This window comes from Catenuloplanes niger (genome assembly GCF_031458255.1).
In the GTDB taxonomy this organism is placed as follows: domain Bacteria; phylum Actinomycetota; class Actinomycetes; order Mycobacteriales; family Micromonosporaceae; genus Catenuloplanes; species Catenuloplanes niger.
The window spans coordinates 3,502,490-3,525,578 of record NZ_JAVDYC010000001.1 but is presented as its reverse complement, the minus strand read 5'-3'; the positions used below and the strand labels follow the sequence as shown (position 1 = coordinate 3,525,578).

Here is a 23,089-nt window from a genome sequence, read left to right as displayed (position 1 = left end):
CCATGGTGGATCTACCGGTAGCCGGTGGCCGCCGCGCGACGCCGGGACAGCGCATCGATGCTAGCGGCGGCGAGTAGCACCCCACCGGTCCAGGCGAATTTCGCGCCCGCGCTCGCGTTCATCAGGCCCATGCCGTTGTCGATCACCGCGACCACCGCGCCGCCGATCACCGCGTCGATGATCCGGCCCTTGCCGCCGAACAGGCTGGTCCCGCCGATCACCGCGGCGCCGACCGCGTAGAGCAGCACGTTGCTGCCGCCGGTGTTCGCGTCCACCGAGGCGGCCCGGCTCGCCGCCACCACACCGCCGATCGCGGCCATGAACGAGCAGATGACGAAGACCGAGATGCGGATCCGGTCGACGTTGATGCCGGCCCGGCGCGCGGCCTCGCGGTTGCCGCCGACCGCGTAGACGTGCCGGCCGTACGCGGTCCGGTGCAGCACGAACGTCAGGATCACCAGCAGCAGCACGATGAGCGGCACCACCACCGGCACGCCCTTGAGCGAGGTGATCAGCACGTTGCGGCTGCGCTCCAGGTTGAGCACGTAGACCGCGGTGCCGACCACCGCCACCAGCGCGCCGATCCGGGCGAGCACCACGCCGAGCGGGTCGGTCACCAGGCCGCGCCGGTGCCGGTTGCGCCACTGCCAGAGCTGGATCCCGGCGTAGACGGCCACACCCAGCGCGAACAGCGCCCAGCCGAGCGGCGGCGGCACGTTCCGGTTCGAGACCGCGAGCAGCACGTCGTCCCGGACCGGCACGTTGGTGCCACCCTTGATCAGGATCAGCGCGACGCCCTGGAACGCCAGGAACGCCGCGAGCGTGACCACGAACGACGGGATGCCCACCTTCGCCACCATGAACCCGATGGACACGCCGATCACCGCGCCGGTGACCAGCGCGGCCAGCGTCGCCGCGTACCACGGCCAGCCCTGGTAGGTCAGCAGCACCGCGAGCACGGACGCGCAGACGCCACTGGCGTACCCCGCGGAGAGGTCGATCTCGCCCAGCAGCAGCACGAAGACCAGGCCCATCGCGATGATGGTCACGGCCGCGCCCTGGGTGAACAGGTTCGCGAAGTTGCCGGCGCTGAAGAACGCGGGCCGCATCACACCGAAGAACACGCAGAGCGCGATCAGCCCGAGTACGGCCGGCAGCGAGCCGATGTCGCCCCCGCGCACCCGCCTGAGGTAGTCGCGGACGTGCCCGCCCACCGTCGGCTCCGTGGTCACCTCGGCCCCCCGTTCTCCGCCAGGCCGAGCTCGCCGCTGCGCCCCGCCGTGATCAGTTCGACGATCTGCGAGTGCGTCACGTCCGTGGTCTTCACCTGCGCGGCCATCCGCCCGAGGTAGAGCGTGGCGATCCGGTCCGAGATGGCGAAGACGTCGTTCATGTTGTGCGAGATCAGCACGACCGCCAGGCCCCGGTCCGCGAGCCGGCGGACCAGCTCCAGCACCTGCGCGGTCTGCGCCACGCCGAGCGCGGCCGTCGGCTCGTCCAGGATGACGACCTTGCTGTTCCAGAGCACGGCCTTGGCGATCGCCACGGTCTGCCGCTGACCGCCGGAGAGGCTGGACGCGTGCTGGCGCAGCGACTTGACCGTGCGCACCGACAGGCTGGCCAGCGTCTCCGCCGCGAGCTGCTCCATGGTCGGCTCGTCCAGCACCAGCCCGCTGCGCTTCTCCCGGCCGAGGAACATGTTCTGCACGATGTCGAGGTTGTCGCAGAGCGCGAGGTCCTGGTAGACGACCTCCAGCCCGAGCGAGGCCGCGTCGCGCGGGCTGTTGATCGCGACCGGCCGTCCCTCGAAGAAGACCTGGCCGGAATCGATGGGGTAGATGCCGCTGACGCACTTGACGAGCGTCGACTTGCCGGCGCCGTTGTCACCGACCAGCGCGGTGACCTCGCCGGGGTGGACCGCGAAGTGCACGTCGCGCAGGACCTGGACCGGGCCGAAGCCCTTGTCGATCCCGCGCAGTTCCAGCAGGGGTGTCCCGGACACATCTCTCCTAGCGGCTCGAACGTCCTCGCGCCGCCCGGAACGGCGTCCGGGCGGCGCGGTGGTGCGGGGCTCTAACTGACGCCGGCCTCGGTGCACTTGGCCGCGTACACACCGGTGCACAGCTCCGCCGCGGTCCAGTAACCGTCCGCGACCACGTCCTTGACGCTATCGAAGAAGATCGCCTTCGGGGTGAGCAGCACGGACGGAACCGCGCGGTTCGTCTCCGGATCGGTCACCCGGCCCGGTACGTCCTTCCGCTCGCCCTTCGACAGCGCGATGGCCAGCTCGGCCGCCGCGTCCGCCTCCTGCTTGACCGCCTTGTAGACGGTCATGCACTGGTCGCCGACGAGGATGTTCTGCAGCGCCTGCACGTCCGCGTCCTGGCCGGTGACCGGCACCTTCCCGTTCAGGCCGTTCCGCTTCAGCACGGTCACGACCGCGTTGCCGAGTCCGTCGTTCGCGGCCAGCACGCCGTCGATCTTGTTGTTCGTCTGGGTGAGCATCTGCTCGAAGATCGTGCCGGCCGTCGTGTTGTTCCACTGCGGCACCGGCTCCTGCGGCCCCTTGATGTAGGTGCCGTTCTCGTACAGCGGGTTCAGCACCGACTCGTAGCCCTGCTGGAAGAGCGTGGCGTTGTTGTCGGTGGGCGAGCCGTGCAGCTCCGCGACGACCGGCTTGGTCACCTTCAGGTCGGTCAGGCACTTCTGCAGGCCCTCGCCCTGAAGCTTGCCGACCTGCACGTTGTCGAAGCTCACGTAGTACTCCGCGCTGCCGCCGAGCGTGAGCCGGTCGTAGTCGATCGTGGCGACGCCCTGGCTCTTCGCCTTGTCGAGCACGGCCTTGCCGGTGCCGGAGTCAAGGTTGGTGATCATCAGGACCGTGGTGCCGTTCGTGATCATCTGGTCCGCGATGGTCTGGAACGCGTTCTTGTCACCCTGGGCGTTCTGAATGTCGTACTCGACGCCGGCCGCCTTGAACGCCGCCTCCAGATACTTGCGATCCGCGGTCTCCCAGCGGTTCGACGAGGCACTGTCCGGCAGAATGACGCCGATCTTGGCGGGTCGCGCGTCCCCGGTGCCGGAGCCGTCGCCGCACGCGACGAGCGTCCCCGCGGCAAGGCCGGCCGCGGCCAGCGTGGTCAGGACTCTGCGCATTGTGCATGGTCCTTTCGTGTGGTGGAGCTCCCTGCGGTGTCGAAGATTTGTTGTGCCCGGCAACGTATTTCGCCTGTGGCACGCGGCACAACCCCCTCTTTTGTTTAATGGCATAACAATTTCGCAACACGCCCGACACGCACGCCAAACACAAGATCAAACCCTTTCGCCGGTACGCCCGTCCACCCCCCTTTTCCGACCCCGTTCACACCCGATCACCGTCCCGAAGTCGACCACCCTCCGCCGGGTCCCGCCCGCGGTTCCGGCCGCGTTCCGGCCGGCGGCACACCCGGCGGCGACGCGTCTCGGCGTTGCCGCGCGGCCCGGCGTGCGGCGCCTCTGCCGAGCCAGCCCGTCTCGACGTGCGGCGCACGCCGGCCTGCCGCGCACGCCGGCCTGCCGCGCACGCCGGCCTGCCGCGCACGCCGGCCTGCCGCGCACGCCGGCCTGCCGCGCGTTCCGGCTTGCGGCGCGTGTTCGCCTCGCTGTGGCTCCCGCTCCGTCGCGTTCACGGCTCTGGCGCGACTCGGTTGTGCCTGGGGCGACGAGAATCCGATGTGGCCGGGCTGATGAGTCGCGTCCTTGTCGGTTGCCGGCAGCGCGTATCGCGTTGGACCGGCGGCCGGCGGCCGGCGACCGGCGGCCGGCGGCAGGGCGGCCGCTCGAGCCAGGGTCCGGGGGAGACGATGCGTGTCGCGGTGGTCCGGCCTGCGCCGCGCGCCGGGTGGCCGACAGCGCGGGTCGCCGGGGTTTCGGTGACCGGCGGCGGTACCGGCTCCGACGCCGCGTCCGGAGCGGAGCGCCAGCGGAGTCGCAGGCCGCGGCGAGGTTGGCCCGCGGGAGCATGCGGGCGTCGCCACGCCGGAAGCGGGAAGATCTATGTGCTCCGCGCGGTGTGGCGGCATCGCTGTCGCCCGGGACGCCACCGGCGGGATGCGCGGCACCGTGAGGCGATCCGCCGCCCACGGACGCGGCCTTACCTCCGGCCCGGCATCTGGACCAGATCTTCCGTCAGTTGGGACTCGAACGCCTCCGGCCCGCATCGCGTCACAGGCCGGCGGAAACGGCGACGGGGGGCGAGCTCAGCCGGTGGCGATCGGGGCGAAGATCGCGCCGGCGACGTCCGGGAAGGCGGCCGGTGGGACCTCGACCTGGAGGCCGCGGCGGCCACCGGAGACGAAGACGGTCTCCTGGCCCTCGGCGGACGAGTCGACCACGATCGGCAGGCGGGAGCGCTGGCCGAACGGGGAGATGCCGCCGGTCACGTAGCCGGTGGCGCGCTCGGCCGCGGCCGGTTCGGCCATCGTGGCGCGTTTGCCGCCGAGCGCGGCCGCCAGCGCCTTCAGGTCCAGCGACGCCGAGACCGGCACCACGCCGACCGCGAGCTGCCCGTCAACGGTCGCGACCAGCGTCTTGAACAGGCGGGTCGGCGGGACGCCGAGTGCGGCCGCGGCGGCCTCGCCGTACGAGGCGGCCTTGGGGTCGACCTCGTACGTGTGCGCGGTGAACGTGATCTTCTGCCGGGTGAGCAGCGTCGTCGCCGGCGTGCCACCGGCCTTGCTCGCAGACTTCGCCACGAACGGAAGGCTATCGCTCAGTAGATGCCGAGCTCCTGGCAGGCCGCGGCGAACGTGTCCGTGCACAGTTCGTTGCGGGTGACGTAGCCGTCCACGACCACGGACTTCACGTCCTGCCGGAAGATCGCCCGCGGGGTCAGCAGCACGGACGGGACCTCGCGGCCGCTCTCCGGGTCGGTGACCTTGCCGGTGACCGCCTGGCGTTCGCCCTTGGCCAGCGAGATCGCCAGCTTCGCGGCCGCGTTCGCCTCTTCCTCGATCGCCTTGTAGACGGTCATGCACTGGTCGCCCGCGAGGATGTTCTGCAGGCCCTGCACGTCCGCGTCCTGGCCGGTGACCGGCACCTTGCCGTTGAGGTTGTTGCGCTTGAGCACCTGGATGACCGCGTTGCCGATGCCGTCGTTCGCGGCCAGTACGCCGCGGATGTTCGGGGTCTGCGTGAGCATCTGCTCGAAGAGCTTGCCGGCCTGCGTGTTGTCCCAGTCCGGCACGGGCTGTTCCGGGCCCTTCACCGCGGCGCCGCTCGCGTAGAGCGGGTTCAGCACGGATTGATAGCCTTCCTTGAACAGCGTGGCGTTGTTGTCGGTCGGGGAGCCGTGCAGTTCCGCGATCACCGGCTTGGTCGCCTTCAGCGCGGTCAGGCACCGTTGCAGGCCTTCGCCCTGGAGCCGGCCGACCGCCACGTTGTCGAACGAGACGTAGTACTCCGCGCCGCCGCCGAGCGTGAGCCGGTCGTAGTCGATCGTCGCGACGCCCTTGGCCCTCGCCTTGTCCAGGACCGCCTTGCCGGTGCCGGAGTCCAGGTTGACGATCATCAGCACGGTGGCACCGTTGGTGATCTGCTGGTCGGCGATGCTCTGGAACGCGGTCTTGTCGCCCTGCGCGTTCTGGATGTCGAACGGGATGCCGGCGTTGGTGAACGCGCTCTCCAGGAACTTGCGGTCCGCGGTCTCCCAGCGGTCGGAGGTGGCGCTGTCCGGCAGGATGACGGCGATCTTCGGGATCGGGGCCTCGCCCGATTCGTCACCCCCGCAGGCGGCGATCGAGCCGGCCGCGACGATGGCGGCGGTGAGGGTGGCGATACCGCGGCGCATACGTGGACCTTTCATCCGCTTCAGGGGATAAACCCCACTATGCCCGCCCGAGCCCCGGCATTTTGGCAGATCAAGACATATTTCCTGACGGTACGGGTCGGCAGAGCAGCGTCACGGGTGCGCCGGCCACCCGGGTGAGCACCAGCGACAGCTCGGCCGGGCCGCTCAGTCGCAGGTCACGGCGCAGCTGGGGGACGTCCAGCGCGGAGCCGCGCTTGAGGATCTCGACCCGGCCGATCTCGCGCCGCCGCAGCTCCGCGCGCAGCCGCTTGAGCGAGAACGGCATCGTGTCCAGGACCTCCAGGCAGCGGCCGAACCCGGTCGGTGCCGGCGTGTCCGCGTAGACGTAGGCGATCTGCGGGTCGGCCAGCACGCCGCCGACCCGGTCCGCGAACGCGGCCACCAGGTGTGCCCGGACGACCGCGCCGTCCGGGTCGTAGACGTACCGCCGCACGCCGCCGACCTCGGCGGGGATGTCGGCCTCGCCGGTCAGCTCGCCACCGTCCGGCAGCACCGTGGCCCGGCGCGGCACGCCGGCCAGCGGCCCGCACCAGAACGCGGCCTCCACCACGTCACCGCCCACGCTCACCCACTCCGCCTCCGCGCCGTCCGGGATCAGCGCGTGGTCGATGCCGGGGGAGAGTTTCAGCACGGTACGCGGCACGCGCGCGGCCAGCCCGGCCACGAAGTCCCAGGGCGGGGAGAACGACGCGGGGTCGAAGACGCGCCGGCCGGTCTTCGAGGCCCGCCGGGCCGGGTCGCAGAAGACCGCGTCCACGCCGCTCAGGTCCGCCTCGGTGGCGTCACCGGTGGTCACCGTGATCAGGCCGGTCAGCCCCAGCGCGGCCGCGTTGGCCGCGGTCAGCGCCGCGGTGTGCGGGTCGGCCTCCACCGCGTGCACGCGGATGCCCGCCCGGGCCGCCGCGATCGCGTCCGCGCCCAGCCCACAACCGAGATCAGCCAGCACGCGTACGCCGGCCGCGTGCAGCCGGGCCGCCCGGCGCGCCGCGACCGTGGCGCGGGTGGCCTGCTCCAGCCCGGCCCGGGTGAAGAACATGACGTCCGCGTCCGCGCCGAACTTCGCGGTCGCGCGCCGGCGCAGCTCGGCCTGGGTGAGCGCGGCGGAGGCGAGCTCGGGCGGGAACCCGGCGCGCCGCAGCCCGGCCGCCGCGGCCAGCGCGTCACCGCCGTCCGTCGCCGCGGCCGCGGCGAGCGCGGCCTCTCCCTCGGGGGTACGCAGCAGATCCAGCTCCACGCCCCCATCCTTCCGGGCGGCCCGGGGCGGCGCGGCGCGCGGGGTGTTGGCACTCTCCTTGACGGAGTGCTAGCCGCCGGAATAACCTTCCGTTAGCACTCGCCATGGGTGGGTGCCAGCCTTCCGGGCCCGTTCCCGGGAGCACCAAGCTTCCCGGACCCGTTCCGGGAGCAACGCCTGGCGGTCCGGCACCCGCGACGACGGCCCGCCCGGTGGCATGAGGCAGATTGACGCCGTCCAGCGTGCGTTCGCGCTCGCGAGGACGGTAACGACACCAGTACCCCAGGAGGGTATGCCCGTGACTACCGCGACCCAGGTTGCGATCAAGCCGCTCGAGGACCGCATCCTCGTCCAGGCGAACGAGGCCGAGACCACCACGGCGTCGGGCATCGTGATCCCCGACACCGCCAAGGAGAAGCCGCAGGAGGGGACCGTCGTCGCCGTCGGCCCCGGCCGCGTCGACGACAAGGGCAACCGCATCCCGGTTGACGTGAAGGTCGGCGACACCGTCATCTACTCGAAGTACGGCGGCACCGAGGTCAAGTACGCCGGCGCTGAGTACCTCGTGCTCTCCGCGCGCGACGTGCTCGCCGTCATCGAGAAGTGACTTCCTAAGTAATTCTCTGCGGTCAGCCCCGGAACCCGTTTCGCGGGGGCCGGGGCTGTCTGCGCTCATAGGCGGTTCTCCAGCGGTTTCGCGCCTGACGGCGTGACCGCAGTTTCCAAGTCCGTGAAGGGACAACAATGGCGAAGATCCTGAGCTTCTCGGATGACGCCCGCCACCTGCTCGAGCACGGCGTCAACGCGCTCGCGGACACCGTAAAGGTCACCCTCGGGCCGCGCGGCCGCAACGTCGTGCTGGACAAGAAGTTCGGCGCTCCGACGATCACCAACGACGGCGTCACCATCGCCAAGGAGATCGAGCTCACCAACCCGTACGAGAACCTTGGCGCGCAGCTCGTCAAGGAGGTGGCGACGAAGACCAACGACGTCGCTGGTGACGGGACCACCACCGCGACCGTGCTGGCCCAGGCGCTGGTCCGCGAGGGCATCCGCAACCTGACGGCCGGCGCGAACCCGGCCGGCATCAAGCGCGGCCTGGACGCGGGCGTCGAGGCCGTGTCGAACGCGCTGATCGAGAAGGCGGTCGAGGTCGCGGACCACAAGGCGATCGCGCACGTCGCGACCGTCTCCGCGCAGGACGCCACGATCGGCGAGCTGATCGCCGAGGCGATGGACCGGGTCGGCCGCGACGGCGTCATCACCGTCGAGGAGGGCTCCACGCTCGCCACCGAGCTGGACATCACCGAGGGTCTGCAGTTCGACAAGGGCTTCATCTCGCCGAACTTCGTGACCGACGCCGAGGCGCAGGAGGTGGTGCTGGAGGACCCGTACATCCTGATCACCACCTCGAAGATCTCCACGGTCGAGGAGATCCTGCCGCTCCTGGAGAAGGTGCTGCAGGACAGCAAGCCGCTGCTGATCATCGCCGAGGACGTCGAGGGCCAGGCGCTCGCGACGCTCGTGGTGAACGCGATCCGCAAAACCTTCAAGGTCGCCGCGGTGAAGGCGCCGGGCTTCGGCGACCGCCGCAAGGCCATGCTGCAGGACATCGCGATCTCCACCGGCGCGGAGCTCATCGCCCCCGAGCTCGGCTACAAGCTGGACCAGACGACGATCTCCCAGCTGGGCACCGCCCGCCGCGTGGTCGTCGACAAGGAGAACACCACGATCGTCGACGGCGGCGGCAACTCCGCCGAGGTCGCCGACCGGGTCGCCCAGATCAAGAAGGAGATCGAGGCGACCGACTCCGACTGGGACCGGGAGAAGCTCTCCGAGCGTCTCGCGAAGCTCGGCAGCGGCATCGCGGTCATCAAGGCCGGCGGCGCGACCGAGGTCGAGATGAAGGAGCGCAAGCACCGCATCGAGGACGCGATCGCCGCCACCAAGGCCGCGGTCGAGGAGGGCACCGTCCCGGGCGGCGGCGCCGCGCTGGTCCAGGTCGCCGCCGTGCTCGACGGCGACCTCGGCAAGACCGGTGACGAGGCCACCGGCGTCCGGATCCTGCGCAAGGCGCTCGTCGAGCCGCTGCGCTGGATCGCGCAGAACGCCGGCCACGACGGCTACGTCGCGGTCAACAAGGTCGCGGCCTCCCCGTGGGGCACCGGCCTGAACGCCGCCACCGACGAGTACGTCGACCTGGCCGGCGCCGGCATCATCGACCCGGTCAAGGTGACCCGCTCCGCGGTCGCCAACGCCGTCTCGATCGCCGGCCTGCTCCTCACGACCGAGACCCTGATCGTCGAGAAGCCCGCCGAGCCCGAGCCCGCCGCGGCCGGCGGCGGCCACGGCCACTCGCACGGCCACGGCCACCAGCACGGCCCGGGCTTCTGACCCGTACCGCTCGCTGAAGCACCGAACGCCCCGGAGCCCTACGGCTCCGGGGCGTTTCGCATCAGCGGGTCAGCGCCTCGATCGCCTTCTTGAGCACGGAGACGCGACTGCCGCGCCGCTGCCGGTCGAGGTGCACCCAGCGTTTCCCCTCCGCCGCGATGCCCTCCAGGATGTAGAGCGTGTTCGCCAGCCCGGCCGAGTCCAGCGACACGGCGTCGGCCACGGAGGAGTCGGCCCGGGCGTCCGGCGGGCCGAGGTCAGCCTCGCGTACCTCCACGTCGATCGGCTCGCCGTTGACCAGCGTCAGCCGGAACCGGGGGTGCGCCCGTTCCACCTCCGTGACGTGCACGGACGCGACCGCCTCGTAGCGGTAGCCGGTGCGCTGCCGGATCTGCAGCCCGGCCTGCGCGAAGTCGAGATCCGCGCTCATCTGCCGCACGCCGTCCGCGGTCAGCAGGAACACGGTCAGCCGGTAGTGCGAGTAACGCCACGGGCCGTTGCGGACCCGGGCGCGCCGGGCCGGCCGGCGGGAGCCGCCGATGAACGCGCTGGCGATCACGTGCCGGGGTGCCAGCCCGTAGTGCCGCATCGCCTGGTCCAGCAGGATCCGGCGGTCGCAGTCCAGCCAGGCGGCCATCTCCTGGTCGGTGGGCCGGCGGGCGAGCCGGGCCGTCCAGCGGTCGAACGCCTGCTGATCGCTGCGCAGCCGCGCCTCGGCCTCGGCGACGTCCTCGGCGTACCGCCGGCGCTCGTTGATGATTCTCAGGTGGCCCTCGACGCCGAACCGGCCCGCGATGGCCGCGACCGCGACGGCGATCGACGCCCGGAACGGGTCCTGCGCGAGCGCGGCCGGCAGCGCCCACAGCAGCCCGGCCACGGTGGCGGCCGCACCCACCACCGCCAGCAGGCGTCCGCGGAGCGGCATCCGCAGCCGTGCCCGGTAGTCCCGGAGCGTGCCGTCCTGCCAGCGGTCACGGGCGTCGCGCAGCCGGTGGCGGACCAGCCAGGCGATCTCCCGGGCCTGCGGCGCCGAGTCCCGGAACGACGTGACGATCTCGTCCCGGATCGCCCGGTGCACGCCGGCCATCTGCGCTGTCCAGGACGTGCGGTCGACGCCGTCCGGCAGGTACCGGCCCGCGTACCGCCGGAACAGCCGGTCGACGTCGTCGGCGAAGCCACCGGCCGGAGCCTTCGGCGCGGTCCGGTCCGGCGCGCCGTGCAGCTGTTCCCTGGCCCGCAGCCGCGCGGCACGTGACCACCACTCGGCGCCGTGCCGGGCGAGCGGGACCGTGCCGGCCACCGCGGCCAGGAACGCGATCATCGACGGGACGCGGCCGGAGAGCACGGTCAGCACGCCGAGATATCCGGTGGCGGCCAGGAACACCACGCTCATGGCCCAGGCGAGCGCGGTGTCACGGCGGGTGGTGGTGACCGGTGCGGGCGTGGCCGGCCGCGGTGCGCGCGGGGTGGGCTGGAAGTACATCCACACCCGGCCCCGGCGGTCGGCGGCCTTCTGCTCCTTGCGGGCCTGGGCCAGCGACCGCTGCCACATCGCGTCCTGGATCTTGTCCTTGAGGAACAGCTCCAGGTGCCGGAGGATCTCCTTGCGCCGGTCCGCGGGCAGCGCGTCGAATGCCTTGATCGCGGTCTGCGGGTCGTCCCTCGGATCCGCGGGCGCGGTGAGGAACCGCTCGATGACCCGGAGCGCCTCCACCCACTCGTCCTCGGCCCGCAGCCGAGGTGTGCCGAGCGCATGCCGCAGGCGCTCCTCGTCGGCGTCGGTCAGCTGGCTCAGCGTCCGGCCGCTCAGCATCGCGAGGATCCAGTAGAAGCGCGCCCGGCTGTCCCGGTGACCGGCCGTCATCGCCTCCTCGATCACCTCCAGCGCCTTCGGTGCGACCCCGCCCTCCAGGTACCGCAGGCCGATCTGGAACCGCTGCGCGGGCGTCGCGCCCGGTGGTGCCTCGTAGATGTGCACGCCGTCGTGCACGACGCCGGCCTGCAGCAGGACGGTGGCGTCGCCGTCCGCGACGTTGGTGTTCGCGTCGAGGACGGTCATGCCATGCCCTGGACCAGCGCTATGACCGCGGCGACCGAGGCCGCGACGCCGGACAGGTCGACGACCAGGCCGCGGAGTCGCTTCAGCGCGACCAGCATCGTGCCGCGTTCCGCGGTCGTGTCGGCCGCGATGGCCAGCTCCGCCTCCGCCGCCCGGTAGGTCTCCTCGTCCAGCCGTTCGTCCGCGCGTGCCTGCCGCAGCTGACCGCGGAGTGCGTCGATCCGCCCGGCCAGGTCGGCCGGTGCGGACGCGCCGAACGACTGGTGCACGCCGCCGTGGATGACGCCGGCCTGCACGCCGACCCGGGCGTTGCCGCCGGCGTGGTTGTGGTTCTCTCCCAGCATCGGAGTGCTCCCCGTTCTCGTGGTGTGTCGTGACCGTCCATCGTGTGCGGTGCGGGCCAGCTCGTCCGCGAGTGCGATCGCGAACGCGGCCGCGTTCGCGGCGGCGCGGGGCTGCCAGTTCTGCCCGTCCGTGTGCTGCTTGGTGCCGTCCGCGCGGTCGCTGATGCCGCGGACCACGACGCCGGGCAGCGCGCTGTTGAGGAACGCGGCATGGACGACGCCGGCGCCCTCCATCTCGATCGCCAGCGCGTCGTTGAAGTGGTCCCGCACCCAGCGGGCGTGCGCGGACGTGGCCGAGTCCTGCACCACCTCGCCGGCCGCGATCGGCGCGAAGCGCACGGCGGGCACGTCCGCGCCGGGCGGCAGGTGCCGCGTCCACTCCCCGGTCCGGTCGAGGTGCTGGGCGAGCTGGTCGGCGGCGTGCGGGATGTCCCAGGCGCGTGGGCGGGCCTTCATGCCGTCGTCCTCGGCGGTGCCGCCGTGATACGCGTACACCTTCGACGCGACGACCACGTCACCGAGCCGGACACTGGGGTAGAGGCCGCCCGCGACGCCGACGAAGAGCACGGCCGACGGCGTGAACCGGGCGATGGCGCGCTCGGTGAGCACGGCGGCGGACTGGTTGCCCTTGCCGGCCAGGCAGAGCGCCGCGCGGCCGCCACCGGGCAGGCGGCCCACCTCGAACAGCGTGCCGGCCTCGTGCGCCTGGGTCTCCAGGCCGGTGAGATGCCGGCGGACCGCCTGGTACTCCAGGTTCAGCGCGGTCAGGATCACGATCATTCGTCGGTTCCCTTCGTGAGGGCGGTGCGGACCATGGGTGGGTGGAGCACCTGGCGGGGACCGGCGCGGAACAGCCGGGCGGGGCGGCCGGTCTCGGTCTTCCGGGTGGGGCCGGCCGCGACGATGAAGCCCTCGGTGCGCTGGACCTTCCGGTAGAAGTTGCGCGGGTCGAGGCGGGTGCCCCAGACGGCCTCGTAGACCTCCTGGAGCTCGGAGATCGTGAACGTGTCCGCGCAGAACGCGGTGGCGAGCGCGGAGTGCTCGAGCTTCGCCCGGGCCCGCTCGACGCCGTCGGAGACGACGCGGTGGTGGTCGAACGCGAGCGGGACCTCGCCGGCCAGGACGGCGTCGACCGGGTGCCAGCTCGCCCCGGCCGCGTCCGTGCCGGCGACCGGGTCCGGCAGGCGGGGTGAGATGGCCAGGTAGGCCACGGAGACCACGCGCCCGCGGGGGTCGCGGCCGGGCTCGCCGTAGACACCCAGCTGCTCCAGGTGCAGGGAGCGGTCGCCGAGCCCGGCCTCCTCGGCGAGCTCGCGCCGTGCGGCCGCCTCGATGCCCTCGCCGAGGTGGCCGAGAAAACCGCCGGGGAGCGCGAAGGCGTCCCGGAACGGCTCGACGCCACGCTCGATCAGCAGCAGCCGCAGCGCCGCGTCGCGCAGGGTGAGGATCACCAGGTCGACGGTGAGCAGCACGGCCGGCGGTTCCCATTCATCGGTCGGCATGAGTGCAGGCTAGCTTATTGTCACAATGACAGTAAGTCGGTTTCGCAGCCGGGAGCGGATCTCTCGACTTTGAGTCCGGGCCCGCGCGTCCGGAGCTGGGCAATCGCCGTTCGCGAGCCGTAAGAATTCGCACCGGGACCGCCGGGGTGCCGCGCGGCAGACTGGGGACGTGGCGATGACGACGGAGACATCAGTGCCGGTGCGCGCGGGTACGGCCCGGTGGGGTGCGGTGGCCGGAGTGGCGTCGGCCGCGACCGGGCTGGGCGTGGCGGAGCTGGTGGCGGTGCTGACCGGGCCGCGCTCGGCGCCGGTGGTGGCGGTCGGCGGCGTGGTGGTCGACCACGTGCCGGCCGCGGTGAAGGACGCGGCGATCGCGCTGTTCGGCGTGCACGACAAGACCGCGCTGATCGCGGGCACCATGCTGCTGCTCGCGGCCGCGGCGGCCGGCGTGGGCGCGCTGGCGGTCCGGTCCCTGGCCTACGCGGTCGGCGGGACCGCGGCGTTCGGCCTGATCGGGGTGGCGGCGGCGCTGACCCGGCCGGGCGCGAACGCGGCGTGGGCGCTGCCGTCGCTGGCCGCGGTGGCGGGCGCGCTCGCGGCCGGCTGGTTCCTGCTGCGCCAGATCCCGGCGGGCTCGACGGCCACGCCGGGTTCGATGGCCACACCGGGTTCGACGGCCGCGCCGGGTTCGACGGCCGCGCCGGGTATAGCGACCGCGACGACGGCCGCGCCGGATGCCTCGGTCGCGGGCGGGCCGGCCGGGGGCGGCGGGCGGGGTGCGCCGGGCCGGGTCGATCCGGAGGCGCGGCGGCGGTTTCTCCGGACGGCGGGACTGGTCGTGGCCGGTGCGGCGGTGGCGGGCTATGCCGGGCGGTGGCTGTCGACGCGGCTGAGCGTGTCGGAGGTGCGTGCGACCGTGACGTTGCCGCCGCCGGCCGACGCGGCGCCGGCGCTGCCGAGCCGCCTCGATCCGGTGCCCGACGTCGCCACCTACGTCACGAAAAACGAGGACTTCTACCGGATCGACACCGCGCTGAGCGTGCCGCAGGTCGATCCGGAGAGCTGGTCGCTGCGGATCCACGGCCGGGTCGAGCGGGAGCTCACGATCACCTGGGCCGACCTGCTCAAACGCCCGATGGTCGAGCGTTACGTCACGCTCGCCTGCGTGTCGAACGAGGTCGGCGGGGACCTGATCGGCAACGCGCGCTGGCTCGGCGTACCCGTGCGGGATCTTCTCGAGGAGGCCGGTCCGCTGGCCGGCGCCGACCAGGTGGTCAGCCGCTCGGTCGACGGCTGGACCTGCGGTACGCCGACCGAGGTCCTGCGGGACGGCCGGGACGCGCTGCTCGCGATCGGCATGAACGGCGAGCCGCTGCCGGTCGAGCACGGTTTCCCGGTGCGCATGGTGGTGCCGGGGCTGTACGGCTACGTCAGCGCCTGCAAGTGGATCACCGAGATCGAGCTGACGAGCTTCGCCGACTTCGACGCCTACTGGGTGCCGCGCGGCTGGTCCGCCCGGGGGCCGATCAAGACCCAGTCACGCATCGACACGCCGCGGCGGAAGGCGACGGCCGGCACGGTCACCGTGGCCGGCGTGGCCTGGGCCCAGCACGTCGGCGTCGCGAAGGTCGAGGTGAGCGTGGACGACGGGCCGTGGGCCGCCGCGACGCTGCACGGGTCGGTCTCCGACGACACCTGGTGCCAGTGGACCTTCCCGTGGGCCGCGACGCCGGGCGAGCACCGGCTCCGGGTGCGGGCCACGGACGCGACCGGCGCGGTGCAGACCGAGGCCGAGGCGCCGGTCGCACCGGACGGCGCCACCGGTTGGCACACCGTGAAGGTCGAGGTCACAGCCCCGTAGAAACGCGAGAGCGGCGCCCGCTGAACCATTGGGCGCCGCCGCGACGTATCCGGGGGTGTGAAGATTCACTGGGAAGTGACGGGGGGTTCAGGCCGCGGTGGGCCTGCGCTGCGCCGGGACGGCGGTCTTGTGAGGCGCGCCGAGGCGGGCCTCCAGGCGCGCCACGTCGACCGCGCTGTGCCGGCGGTCGGCGAGGTCCTCCCAGCCGACGGCCAGCAGGCGCAGGCGCTCGGACTCGCTGAAGCCGCCCCAGACGCCGTACGGCTCGCGGACGGAGAGCGCGTGCGCCGCGCACTGGGCCCGGACCGGGCAGGCACCGCAGACCTGCTTGGCCTTGGTCTCGCGCCGGTTCCGGGACGAGCCCCGTTCGCCGTCCGGGTGGAAGAACTGTGCGCTGTCGCGTCCTCGGCACAGGCCGAGTCGCTGCCATTCCCAGAGGTCGGAGATGGGACCGGGCAGTCTGCGAACGTTGGACATCGACACCCTCCCTCGCGGCGCCGCGCGACGGCTCATGTGGCTCAACCGGAAGAGCCGGATGATGGCGGCGACCACAACAGGCGCATCCGATCCGACCTGACGCCGTTCTACCCAGGGGGAGGAGTGCTCACACATGACAGATCGAATCGTTATTCGCACGCAGTTCCCCGGCGTGGCGAGGTGTCCGGAAGTTTCCTCTTCTATCCGTCGAAAGCGCGTAATACTGCCCCAGGTTCGTGGTCTCCTCCTATGAGGAGAGGAGGATCACTGTGCGTACCGTCCTCGTTTGCGTCCGGACGCCGCTGGCGGCTCAAGCCGTAGCGACCACGGCGGCCCGGCTGGGAGTGGCCGGAGCCGTCCGAACTGCGGTGACCGAGCCGGAGGCGATGCTGCGGCTGGCCGAGAGGCCGGCCGACGTGGTCCTGGCCGACACCGCGGTCACCCGGCCCGACAGCGTCGGATTTACACGGAGAGTATTGGCCAGATCCCCCGGGGCGGTGATCGTGCTCTTCGGCGCTGAAGACCCCCGTGCGGCGGCGGCCACGGTCGCCGCGGGCGCTCGCGGCGTCATCCGCGGTGCCGAGCAGGACATGGTCAGCGTGGTGGCCAAGGCGGTGCTCCTGCTCTGCCTGCCCGCCCGCCCGCCCGCCGGTGCCCGGCCGGCCGGGGCCGGTTCCGCTCCGGCGGCCGTCACCGGTCAGGTGCGTGCCACCGCCGGTGCCGTCGCCGAGCAGGGCGCCGCGTCCGCGCTCGGCATGATGTCGGGGCGGGTGCCGACCCAGGTCGTGCCCGCGCAGCGCGGTGACTTCGGGGATCCGGGCGACGGCCTGGGCGACCTCGGCCGCGGTGGCTGGCCGGCGACCCGGCCCGGGGAGAGCGATCTCGGTCGCGAGCCGGAACCGGCCGCGCGGCGGATCGCGCTCACCGAACGCGAGTTGCAGGTGTTGCGCGGCATGTCGGACGGGAAGAGCAACGCGGAGATCGGCCGCGAGCTGTTCGTCTCGGAGGACACCGTGAAGACCCATGCCCGGCGGCTCTTCCGCAAGCTCGGCGCGCGTGACCGGGCGCATGCGGTGGCTGCCGGGTTCCGCGCCGGTCTGGTGGACTGACAAAGCGGACGAACGGGGCCGGGCGCTACGAAAGCGCCCGGCCCTCACTCGTTCTCGTCGGTTCCTTCGGTGAGGGTGTCGTGGACCCCGTCGGCGTAACCCCGCGCGTACTCCCACGTCACGTAGTGATCCGGGTCGGGGTCGTAGGCCGGCTCGTGCACCCGGGGGCGCCCGGAGCTGAGCAGGTGGCGCAGGTTTCCGCGCAGCAGGTCCCAGTCGAAGTAGTGCGGCTCGTGACAGTCCTCGCACTCGATGACGAGGCCACGCACCCCGATCGGGCCCAGAAGCGCCTGGTAGATCTCGAGATCGGCCAGATCTTCCAGCACGTCCTGGCGCTCAGCCTCGGTCAGCGGATCCAGGTTGTCCCCATCGGTGAGGTCGTCCAGGCCCGCAGACGGGTCGACAGGGTCGCCGCTGAAGGGGTCGATCGGCTCGTCGTGCACGCCTCCACCGTAGCGGGAGACCCGCCCTCTTCGTCGGCCCGCCGCCCCCTGAAGGTGATCCGGGCGCCATCGACAGGGCTCAGGCGGGTGACCTGCGTCGTTTCCGGCCACGACGAAACGGTCTCGATCAGGGGTCTGGGTACGATGAACTATCGCGCCGCCGTCCAAGCTCAGGGGATTTTCATCGTGGACCTTTCGTCGTCCGTAGAGCAGACCGTGCCGTTGGGGCTCACCTTTGACGACGTGCTCTTGCAGCCGGGTGAGTCGGACCTGCTGCCGAGCCAGCTGCGCACGGTCACGCAGCTCACCAGGAACGTGACGCTCAACATCCCGCTGGTCTCCAGCGCGATGGACACCGTCACCGAGGCGCGGATGGCGATCGCCATGGCCCGCCAGGGCGGCATCGGTGTGCTGCACCGCAACCTGTCGCTGGAGGAGCAGGCCAGCCAGGTCGACCTGGTCAAGCGCTCCGAGTCGGGCATGGTCACGAACCCGGTCACCTGCAGCCCGGACGACACGTTCGCCGAGGTGGACAAGCTCTGCGGCCGGTTCCGCATCTCCGGCGTCCCGGTCGCGGACGCGAGCGGCAAGCTGGTCGGCATCGTCACCAACCGCGACATGCGCTTCGTCACCGACCCGGCCACGCCGGTGCGGGACATGATGACGAAGCTGCCGCTGATCACCGCGCCGGTCGGCGTGACCAAGGAGCAGGCGCTCGACCTGCTGCGGAAGCACAAGATCGAGAAGCTGCCGATCGTCGACGACGCCGGGGTGCTGCGCGGCCTGATCACGGTCAAGGACTTCACCAAGTCCGAGCAGTTCCCGCACGCCACCAAGGACGAGGCGGGCCGGCTGCGGGTCGCGGCCGCGATCGGTGTCGGCGAGGACGCGTACAAGCGGGCGCGGCTGCTGGTCGACGCGGGCGTCGACGTGCTGATGGTGGACACCGCGCACGGTCACAACCGCGCGGTCGCCGACATGGTCCGGCAGCTGAAGAAGGACACCACGATCGACATCGTGGGCGGCAACATCGCGACCTACGCGGGCGCGAAGGCGCTGGTCGAGGCGGGCGCGGACGCGGTGAAGGTCGGTGTCGGCCCGGGCGCGATCTGCACCACCCGCATCGTCGCCGGCGTCGGCGTCCCGCAGATCACCGCGATCATGGAGGCGGCCCGGGCCGCCCGCCCGGCCGGTGTGCCGGTGATCGGTGACGGCGGCATCCAGTACTCCGGTGACATCGCCAAGGCGCTGGTGGCCGGCGCGGACACGGTGATGCTCGGCAGTCTGCTGGCCGGCTGCGAGGAGAGCCCGGGTGACCTGCTCTTCATCAACGGCAAGCAGTTCAAGACGTACCGGGGTATGGGATCGCTGGGCGCCATGAAGGGCCGGGGTCCCGAGGCCAAGTCATACTCCAAGGACCGTTACTTCCAGGCCGACGTGACCAGCGACGACAAGCTGATCCCGGAGGGCGTCGAGGGCCAGGTTCCCTACAAGGGCACGGTGGCCCAGGTGTCGCACCAGCTGGTCGGCGGTCTCCGGCAGGCGATGTTCTACGTCGGCGCGGAGAACGTGGCCGAGCTGCACAAGCGTGGGCAGCTCGTCCGGATCACCGCGGCGGGCCTCAAGGAGAGCCACCCGCACGACATCCAGATGACCGTCGAGGCCCCGAACTACCACAGTCGCTGATCCGAGAAGGCTGGAGCTGACCCCGTGCGTGACGTCGTCGAGATCGGGCTGGGCAAGACCGCGCAGCGCGGTTACCACCTGTCCGACATAGCGATCGTGCCGAGCCGCCGCACCCGGGACGTCGACGACGTCTCCACGGTGTGGCAGCTGGACGCGTACCCCTTCAAGATCCCGTGTGTGGCGCACCCGTCGGACGCCACCATGAGCCCGGACACCGCGATCGCGCTCGGCCGCCTCGGCGGTCTCGGCGTGCTCAACGTGGAGGGTCTCTGGACCCGCTACGAGGACCCGACCAAGGTCCTCGCGGAGCTGGCCGGGCTGAGCGACGACGAGTCGGCCACGCCCCGGCTGCAGGAGATCTACTCCGAGCCGATCAAGCCGGAGCTGATCGCCGAGCGGGTCCGGCAGATCCGTGCGGGCGGCGTGACCGTCGCGGTGCGCGTGTCGCCGCAGCACACGCTGGCGCTGGCGCCGGTGATCCTGGACGCGGGCGTGGACCTGCTCGTCATCCAGGGCACGCTGGTCTCCGCGGAGCACGTGTCCACCACGGACGAGCCACTGAACCTCAAGGAATTCATCGCCGACCTGGACCTGCCGGTCATCGTCGGCGGCTGCACGGACTACAAGACCGCGCTGCACCTGATGCGTACCGGCGCGGCCGGCGTGATCGTGGGCATCGGCGCGGACGAGTGGGCCACCACCGACACCGTGCTCGGCATCCGGGTGCCGATGGCGACCGCGATCGCGGACGCGGCCGCGGCCCGCCGGGACTACCTGGACGAGACCGGCGGCCGGTACGTGCACCTGATCGCGGACGGTGGCATCTCCACCTCCGGCGACATCGCGAAGGCGCTCGGCTGCGGCGCGGACGCGGTGATGCTCGGCGAGCCGCTGTCGCTGGCCGAGGGCGCGCCGGCGGCCGGTGCCTGGTGGCACTCCGCGGCCAGCCACCCGAACCTGCCGCGTGGCTCGTTCGGCCCGGCCAACGAGCCGCTCGGCTCGCTGGAGACGCTGCTCTACGGCCCGGCCGCGGACCCGAGCGGTCAGCTGAACCTGTTCGGCGGCCTGCGCCGGGCGATGGCGAAGTGCGGCTACCGGGACCTCAAGGAGTTCCAGAAGGTCTCGCTGGTCCTGGACTGACGCCTGATCACGGGCCGCGTTCCGTCACGGGGCGCGGCCCGCGGTCGGATACCGTTGCCGCCGTGAGTCTGCGGAAGAGCGACCGGGAGAACGGCCGGCGCGGCCTGCGGCGGAGCGCGGCGGCCGTGCTGATCGCCGCGCTGCTGACGACGGCGTGCACGTCACCGCCGCGCACCCCGACCGGGCTACCGTCCGGCACGGGCGGTGCGGACGGCGTCGGCGCCGAGGGCATCGGCGACCCCTACTTCCCCCGCTACGGCAACGGCGGCTACGACGTCGGCCACTACGGCATCCAGGTCCGCTACGACCCGGCCACCGACCGGCTGACCGGGCGCGTCGCGATCACCGCGGTGGCGGCGGCACCGCTGCGGCGGTTCAACCTCGACTTCACCGGCCTGCCGACCAGCAAAGTCACCGTGAACGGGCAGCCGGCCACCGCGCGGCAGGAGGAGTCCGAGCTGGTCGTCACGCCGGCGGCCGTGGTGCGCGGCGACTTCACGGTGGAGATCGACTACGCCGGCGTGCCGCAGCCGATCAAGGCGATCCTCGGCGACGGCGGCTGGCTGCACACCGACGACGGCGCGATCGCGCTCGGTCAGCCCGAGTCCGCCAGCTCCTGGTTCCCGGTCAACGACCACCCGCTCGACAAGGCCACGTTCGACCTGGCGATCTCGGTCCCGGAGGGCCTGTCCGCGCTCAGCAACGGCACGCCCGAGGGCACCACCACCGCGGACGGCTGGACCACCTGGCGGTGGGCCGAGCGCGCGCCGATGGCGCCGTACCTGACCACGCTGGTGATCGGCGACTACCGGATCACCTCGGGCAGCCACCGGAACCGGCCGATCCTGACCGCGGTCGCGTCCTCGTTCCCGGCGGACGGCGACGCGGACCGCGCGATGGCCCGCACCGCCGAGGTCGCGGACTTCCTGGAGACGCAGTTCGGGCCGTACCCGTTCGAGTCCTACGGCGGTGTGGTCGTCGCGGACCCGCGGATCAGCTATGCGTTGGAGACCCAGTCCCGCCCGGTCTACGGCCCGTCGTTCTTCCGCGCCGGGTCGGACAGCACCTGGGTGGTCGCGCACGAGCTGGCCCACCAGTGGTTCGGCGACAGCGTGTCGATCGGCGGCTGGCAGCACATCTGGCTGAACGAGGGCTTCGCCTCCTACGCCGAGTGGCTGTGGGCCGAGAAGGACCGGAAGATCAGCGTCCAGTCGCAGTTCGACGACGTCTACCGCCTGATGGACTGGAGCATCCCGACCGGCGATCCCGGCCCGGCGAACATCTTCAGCGGCGCGGTCTACCGGCGTGGCGCGCTCACCGTGCACGCGCTGCGGCTGACCGTCGGCGACGACGCGTTCTTCAGGATTCTCAAGGCGTGGACCGGCGAGCGACGCAACGGCAACGCGGTCACCGCCGACTTCGTCTCGCTGTCCGAGCGCGTCTCCGGTAAGTCGCTGCGCCCCCTCTTCGACGCCTGGCTCTTCGGCACCACCCAGCCGCCGGTGCCGAAACCGTAGATTCTGCAACCTTTCCGGCCGGGCCGGTGTCTTCCACAGTGTGTCACCCTTCGTGAGAGCCGCGGCGCTGCTGCTGGCCGGCGCGCTGGCCGGCTGCGGCACCATCGCGGCCGAGACCGTGCCCGGCCTGGTGTCCGAGACCACGCCCGAGTCCGGGCCCGGCTTCGGCGCCGACGGCCTCGGTGATCCCTACTTCCCGCGCTACGGCAACGGCGGCTACGACGTGCGCCACTACCGGCTGCAGGTCCGCTACGACCCGGGCACCGACCGGCTGACCGGCACGGTCGTGCTCACCGCGACCGCGCTCGCGCCGCTGCGGCGGTTCAACCTGGACTTCGCCGGTCTGCCGGTCAGCCGGGCCGAGGTCGGCGGCCGGCCCGCGGTGACCCGGCAGTACGGCGGCGAGCTGCTGGTCACGCCGGAGGCCGAGCTCACCGGTGAGTTCACCGCGGAGATCGACTACGCCGGGGTGCCCACGATGATCGGCGATTCCGCGCTCGGCCGCGGCGGCTTCCGGCACACGCCGGACGGCGCGGTGGTGATCGGCCAGCCCGAGTCGGCCGGTTCCTGGTTCCCGGTCAACGACCACCCGCTGGACAAGGCCTCCTACGACCTGGAGATCACGGTTCCGCAGGGCCGCGTCGCGCTCAGCAACGGCACGCCCGAGGGCACCACCACGGCGGACGGCTGGACCACCTGGCGGTGGGCCGAGCGGGTGCCGATGGCCAGCTACCTCGCGACCATGGTGGTCGGCGACTTCCGGGTCTCGTCCGGGCAGCACCGGGGCCGCCCGATCGTCACGGCGGTCGCCGCGTCCATCCCGGCGGGCGGGGTCGAGGACGCGGCCATGGCGCGGACCGGTGAGATCGCGGACTTCCTGGCGGAGCGCTTCGGGCCGTACCCGATGGACGCCTACGGGGGTGTGATCGTCGCGGACGAGACCGTCAAGTTCGCGCTGGAGAACCAGTCCCGCCCGGTCTACGGCCCGGACTACTTCCGGCGCGGGGACGACGGCACCTGGCTGGTCGCGCACGAGCTGGCCCACCAGTGGTTCGGCAACAGCGTGTCGATCGGCGGCTGGCAGCACATCTGGCTGAACGAGGGCTTCGCCACGTACGCGCAGTGGCTGTGGGACGAGCACAACCGGGGCGTCGGGGTGCAGGAGGTGTTCGACTCGACCTATGCGGGCACGGACTGGAGCATCCCGACCGGTGACCCCGGCCGCGCCAACATCTTCAGCAACGCGGTCTACCACCGGGGCGCGCTGACGGTGCACGCGCTGCGCCGGACCGTCGGCGACGACGCGTTCTTCACGATCCTCAAGGCGTGGACCGGCGAGCGGCGCAACGGCACCGCGGTCACCACGGACTTCATCGCCCTCGCGGAGCGCGTCTCCGGCCGCCCGCTCCGCGGCCTCTTCGACGCGTGGCTGTTCGCCGGAACCCCACCGGCGAAGCCGTGACGGACGATATTCC

The 23,089-nt window shown here is 71.9% G+C and carries 19 protein-coding genes; 8 read left to right on the top strand and 11 right to left on the bottom strand.

Going from position 1 to position 23,089, the window contains the following annotated elements:
- Positions 1-11: 11 nt before the first annotated feature.
- The 6 genes from J2S44_RS15290 to J2S44_RS15265 form a co-directional block, all read right to left on the bottom strand.
- Positions 12-1,232, bottom strand: a complete 1,221-nt coding sequence (locus J2S44_RS15290; RefSeq protein ID WP_310413818.1) for a sugar ABC transporter permease — start codon at positions 1,230-1,232, stop codon at positions 12-14.
- Positions 1,229-2,002 carry an ATP-binding cassette domain-containing protein gene (locus J2S44_RS15285; RefSeq protein WP_310413815.1) on the bottom strand — a complete coding sequence of 258 codons (774 nt, stop codon included), beginning with the start codon at positions 2,000-2,002 and terminating at the stop codon, positions 1,229-1,231. The genes J2S44_RS15290 and J2S44_RS15285 overlap by 4 nt, the downstream gene beginning before the upstream one ends.
- A gap of 71 nt (positions 2,003-2,073) precedes the next feature.
- Entirely contained in the window at positions 2,074-3,156 is a 1,083-nt protein-coding gene (locus tag J2S44_RS15280; RefSeq protein WP_310413812.1) for a sugar ABC transporter substrate-binding protein, read from the bottom strand.
- Positions 3,157-4,238: 1,082 nt separating this feature from the next.
- Positions 4,239-4,733: a Cys-tRNA(Pro) deacylase gene (gene ybaK / locus J2S44_RS15275; RefSeq protein WP_310413809.1), complete on the bottom strand. Its 495-nt coding sequence runs from the start codon at positions 4,731-4,733 to the stop codon at positions 4,239-4,241.
- Between the two features lie 17 nt (positions 4,734-4,750).
- A complete protein-coding gene (locus J2S44_RS15270; protein WP_310413806.1) occupies positions 4,751-5,827 on the bottom strand; it encodes a sugar ABC transporter substrate-binding protein in 1,077 nt (358 codons plus the stop codon).
- Between the two features lie 70 nt (positions 5,828-5,897).
- Positions 5,898-7,076 (bottom strand): THUMP-like domain-containing protein, encoded by a 1,179-nt coding sequence (locus J2S44_RS15265; protein WP_374727984.1) that lies wholly within the window; start codon positions 7,074-7,076, stop codon positions 5,898-5,900.
- 304 nt (positions 7,077-7,380) lie between these two features.
- On the opposite strand from J2S44_RS15265, the gene groES reads away from it, so the two are divergent.
- Positions 7,381-7,689 carry a co-chaperone GroES gene (gene groES / locus J2S44_RS15260; protein WP_503128928.1) on the top strand — a complete coding sequence of 103 codons (309 nt, stop codon included), beginning with the start codon at positions 7,381-7,383 and terminating at the stop codon, positions 7,687-7,689.
- Positions 7,690-7,826: 137 nt separating this feature from the next.
- On the top strand, positions 7,827-9,476 hold the full coding sequence (groL, locus tag J2S44_RS15255; protein ID WP_310413800.1) for a chaperonin GroEL: 1,650 nt from the start codon (positions 7,827-7,829) through the stop codon (positions 9,474-9,476).
- Positions 9,477-9,537: 61 nt separating this feature from the next.
- On the opposite strand, the gene J2S44_RS15250 is transcribed toward groL, so the two are convergent.
- Genes J2S44_RS15250 through J2S44_RS15240 form a run of 3 tightly spaced genes read right to left on the bottom strand, consistent with a single transcriptional unit; the run spans position 9,538 to position 13,381 of the window.
- A complete protein-coding gene (locus J2S44_RS15250; RefSeq protein ID WP_310413797.1) occupies positions 9,538-11,535 on the bottom strand; it encodes a hypothetical protein in 1,998 nt (665 codons plus the stop codon).
- Positions 11,532-12,659, bottom strand: a complete 1,128-nt coding sequence (locus tag J2S44_RS15245) for a 5'-methylthioadenosine/S-adenosylhomocysteine nucleosidase family protein (RefSeq protein ID WP_310413794.1) — start codon at positions 12,657-12,659, stop codon at positions 11,532-11,534. Before J2S44_RS15245 ends, J2S44_RS15250 begins: the two co-directional genes overlap by 4 nt.
- Positions 12,656-13,381 carry an NUDIX hydrolase gene (locus J2S44_RS15240; RefSeq protein ID WP_310413792.1) on the bottom strand — a complete coding sequence of 242 codons (726 nt, stop codon included), beginning with the start codon at positions 13,379-13,381 and terminating at the stop codon, positions 12,656-12,658. The genes J2S44_RS15245 and J2S44_RS15240 overlap by 4 nt, the downstream gene beginning before the upstream one ends.
- 199 nt (positions 13,382-13,580) lie before the next feature.
- Here J2S44_RS15240 and J2S44_RS15235 point away from each other — a divergent pair, with 199 nt between their 5' ends.
- The gene (locus J2S44_RS15235) at positions 13,581-15,242 is read left to right on the top strand and encodes a molybdopterin-dependent oxidoreductase (protein WP_374727983.1); all 1,662 of its coding nucleotides are present in this window, start codon (positions 13,581-13,583) and stop codon (positions 15,240-15,242) included.
- 87 nt (positions 15,243-15,329) lie between these two features.
- Here the strand turns inward: J2S44_RS15235 and J2S44_RS15230 are convergent, their stop codons facing one another.
- A complete protein-coding gene (locus J2S44_RS15230; RefSeq protein ID WP_310413789.1) occupies positions 15,330-15,719 on the bottom strand; it encodes a WhiB family transcriptional regulator in 390 nt (129 codons plus the stop codon).
- A 269-nt stretch (positions 15,720-15,988) separates the two neighbouring features.
- On the opposite strand from J2S44_RS15230, the gene J2S44_RS15225 reads away from it, so the two are divergent.
- Positions 15,989-16,828 (top strand): helix-turn-helix transcriptional regulator, encoded by an 840-nt coding sequence (locus J2S44_RS15225; protein ID WP_310413785.1) that lies wholly within the window; start codon positions 15,989-15,991, stop codon positions 16,826-16,828.
- A 44-nt stretch (positions 16,829-16,872) separates the two neighbouring features.
- Here J2S44_RS15225 and J2S44_RS15220 read toward each other — a convergent pair whose 3' ends face one another.
- Positions 16,873-17,271: a DUF5319 domain-containing protein gene (locus J2S44_RS15220; RefSeq protein WP_306837945.1), complete on the bottom strand. Its 399-nt coding sequence runs from the start codon at positions 17,269-17,271 to the stop codon at positions 16,873-16,875.
- Between the two features lie 177 nt (positions 17,272-17,448).
- Here J2S44_RS15220 and guaB point away from each other — a divergent pair, with 177 nt between their 5' ends.
- From guaB to J2S44_RS15200, 4 genes are all read left to right on the top strand, one after another.
- Positions 17,449-18,957 (top strand): IMP dehydrogenase, encoded by a 1,509-nt coding sequence (gene guaB, locus J2S44_RS15215; RefSeq protein WP_310429683.1) that lies wholly within the window; start codon positions 17,449-17,451, stop codon positions 18,955-18,957.
- A gap of 24 nt (positions 18,958-18,981) precedes the next feature.
- On the top strand, positions 18,982-20,097 hold the full coding sequence (locus J2S44_RS15210; RefSeq protein ID WP_310413783.1) for a GuaB3 family IMP dehydrogenase-related protein: 1,116 nt from the start codon (positions 18,982-18,984) through the stop codon (positions 20,095-20,097).
- A 62-nt stretch (positions 20,098-20,159) separates the two neighbouring features.
- On the top strand, positions 20,160-21,614 hold the full coding sequence (locus J2S44_RS15205) for a M1 family metallopeptidase (protein ID WP_374727847.1): 1,455 nt from the start codon (positions 20,160-20,162) through the stop codon (positions 21,612-21,614).
- A gap of 52 nt (positions 21,615-21,666) precedes the next feature.
- On the top strand, positions 21,667-23,076 hold the full coding sequence (locus J2S44_RS15200; RefSeq protein ID WP_374727846.1) for a M1 family metallopeptidase: 1,410 nt from the start codon (positions 21,667-21,669) through the stop codon (positions 23,074-23,076).
- The last annotated feature ends 13 nt before the right edge of the window (positions 23,077-23,089 follow it).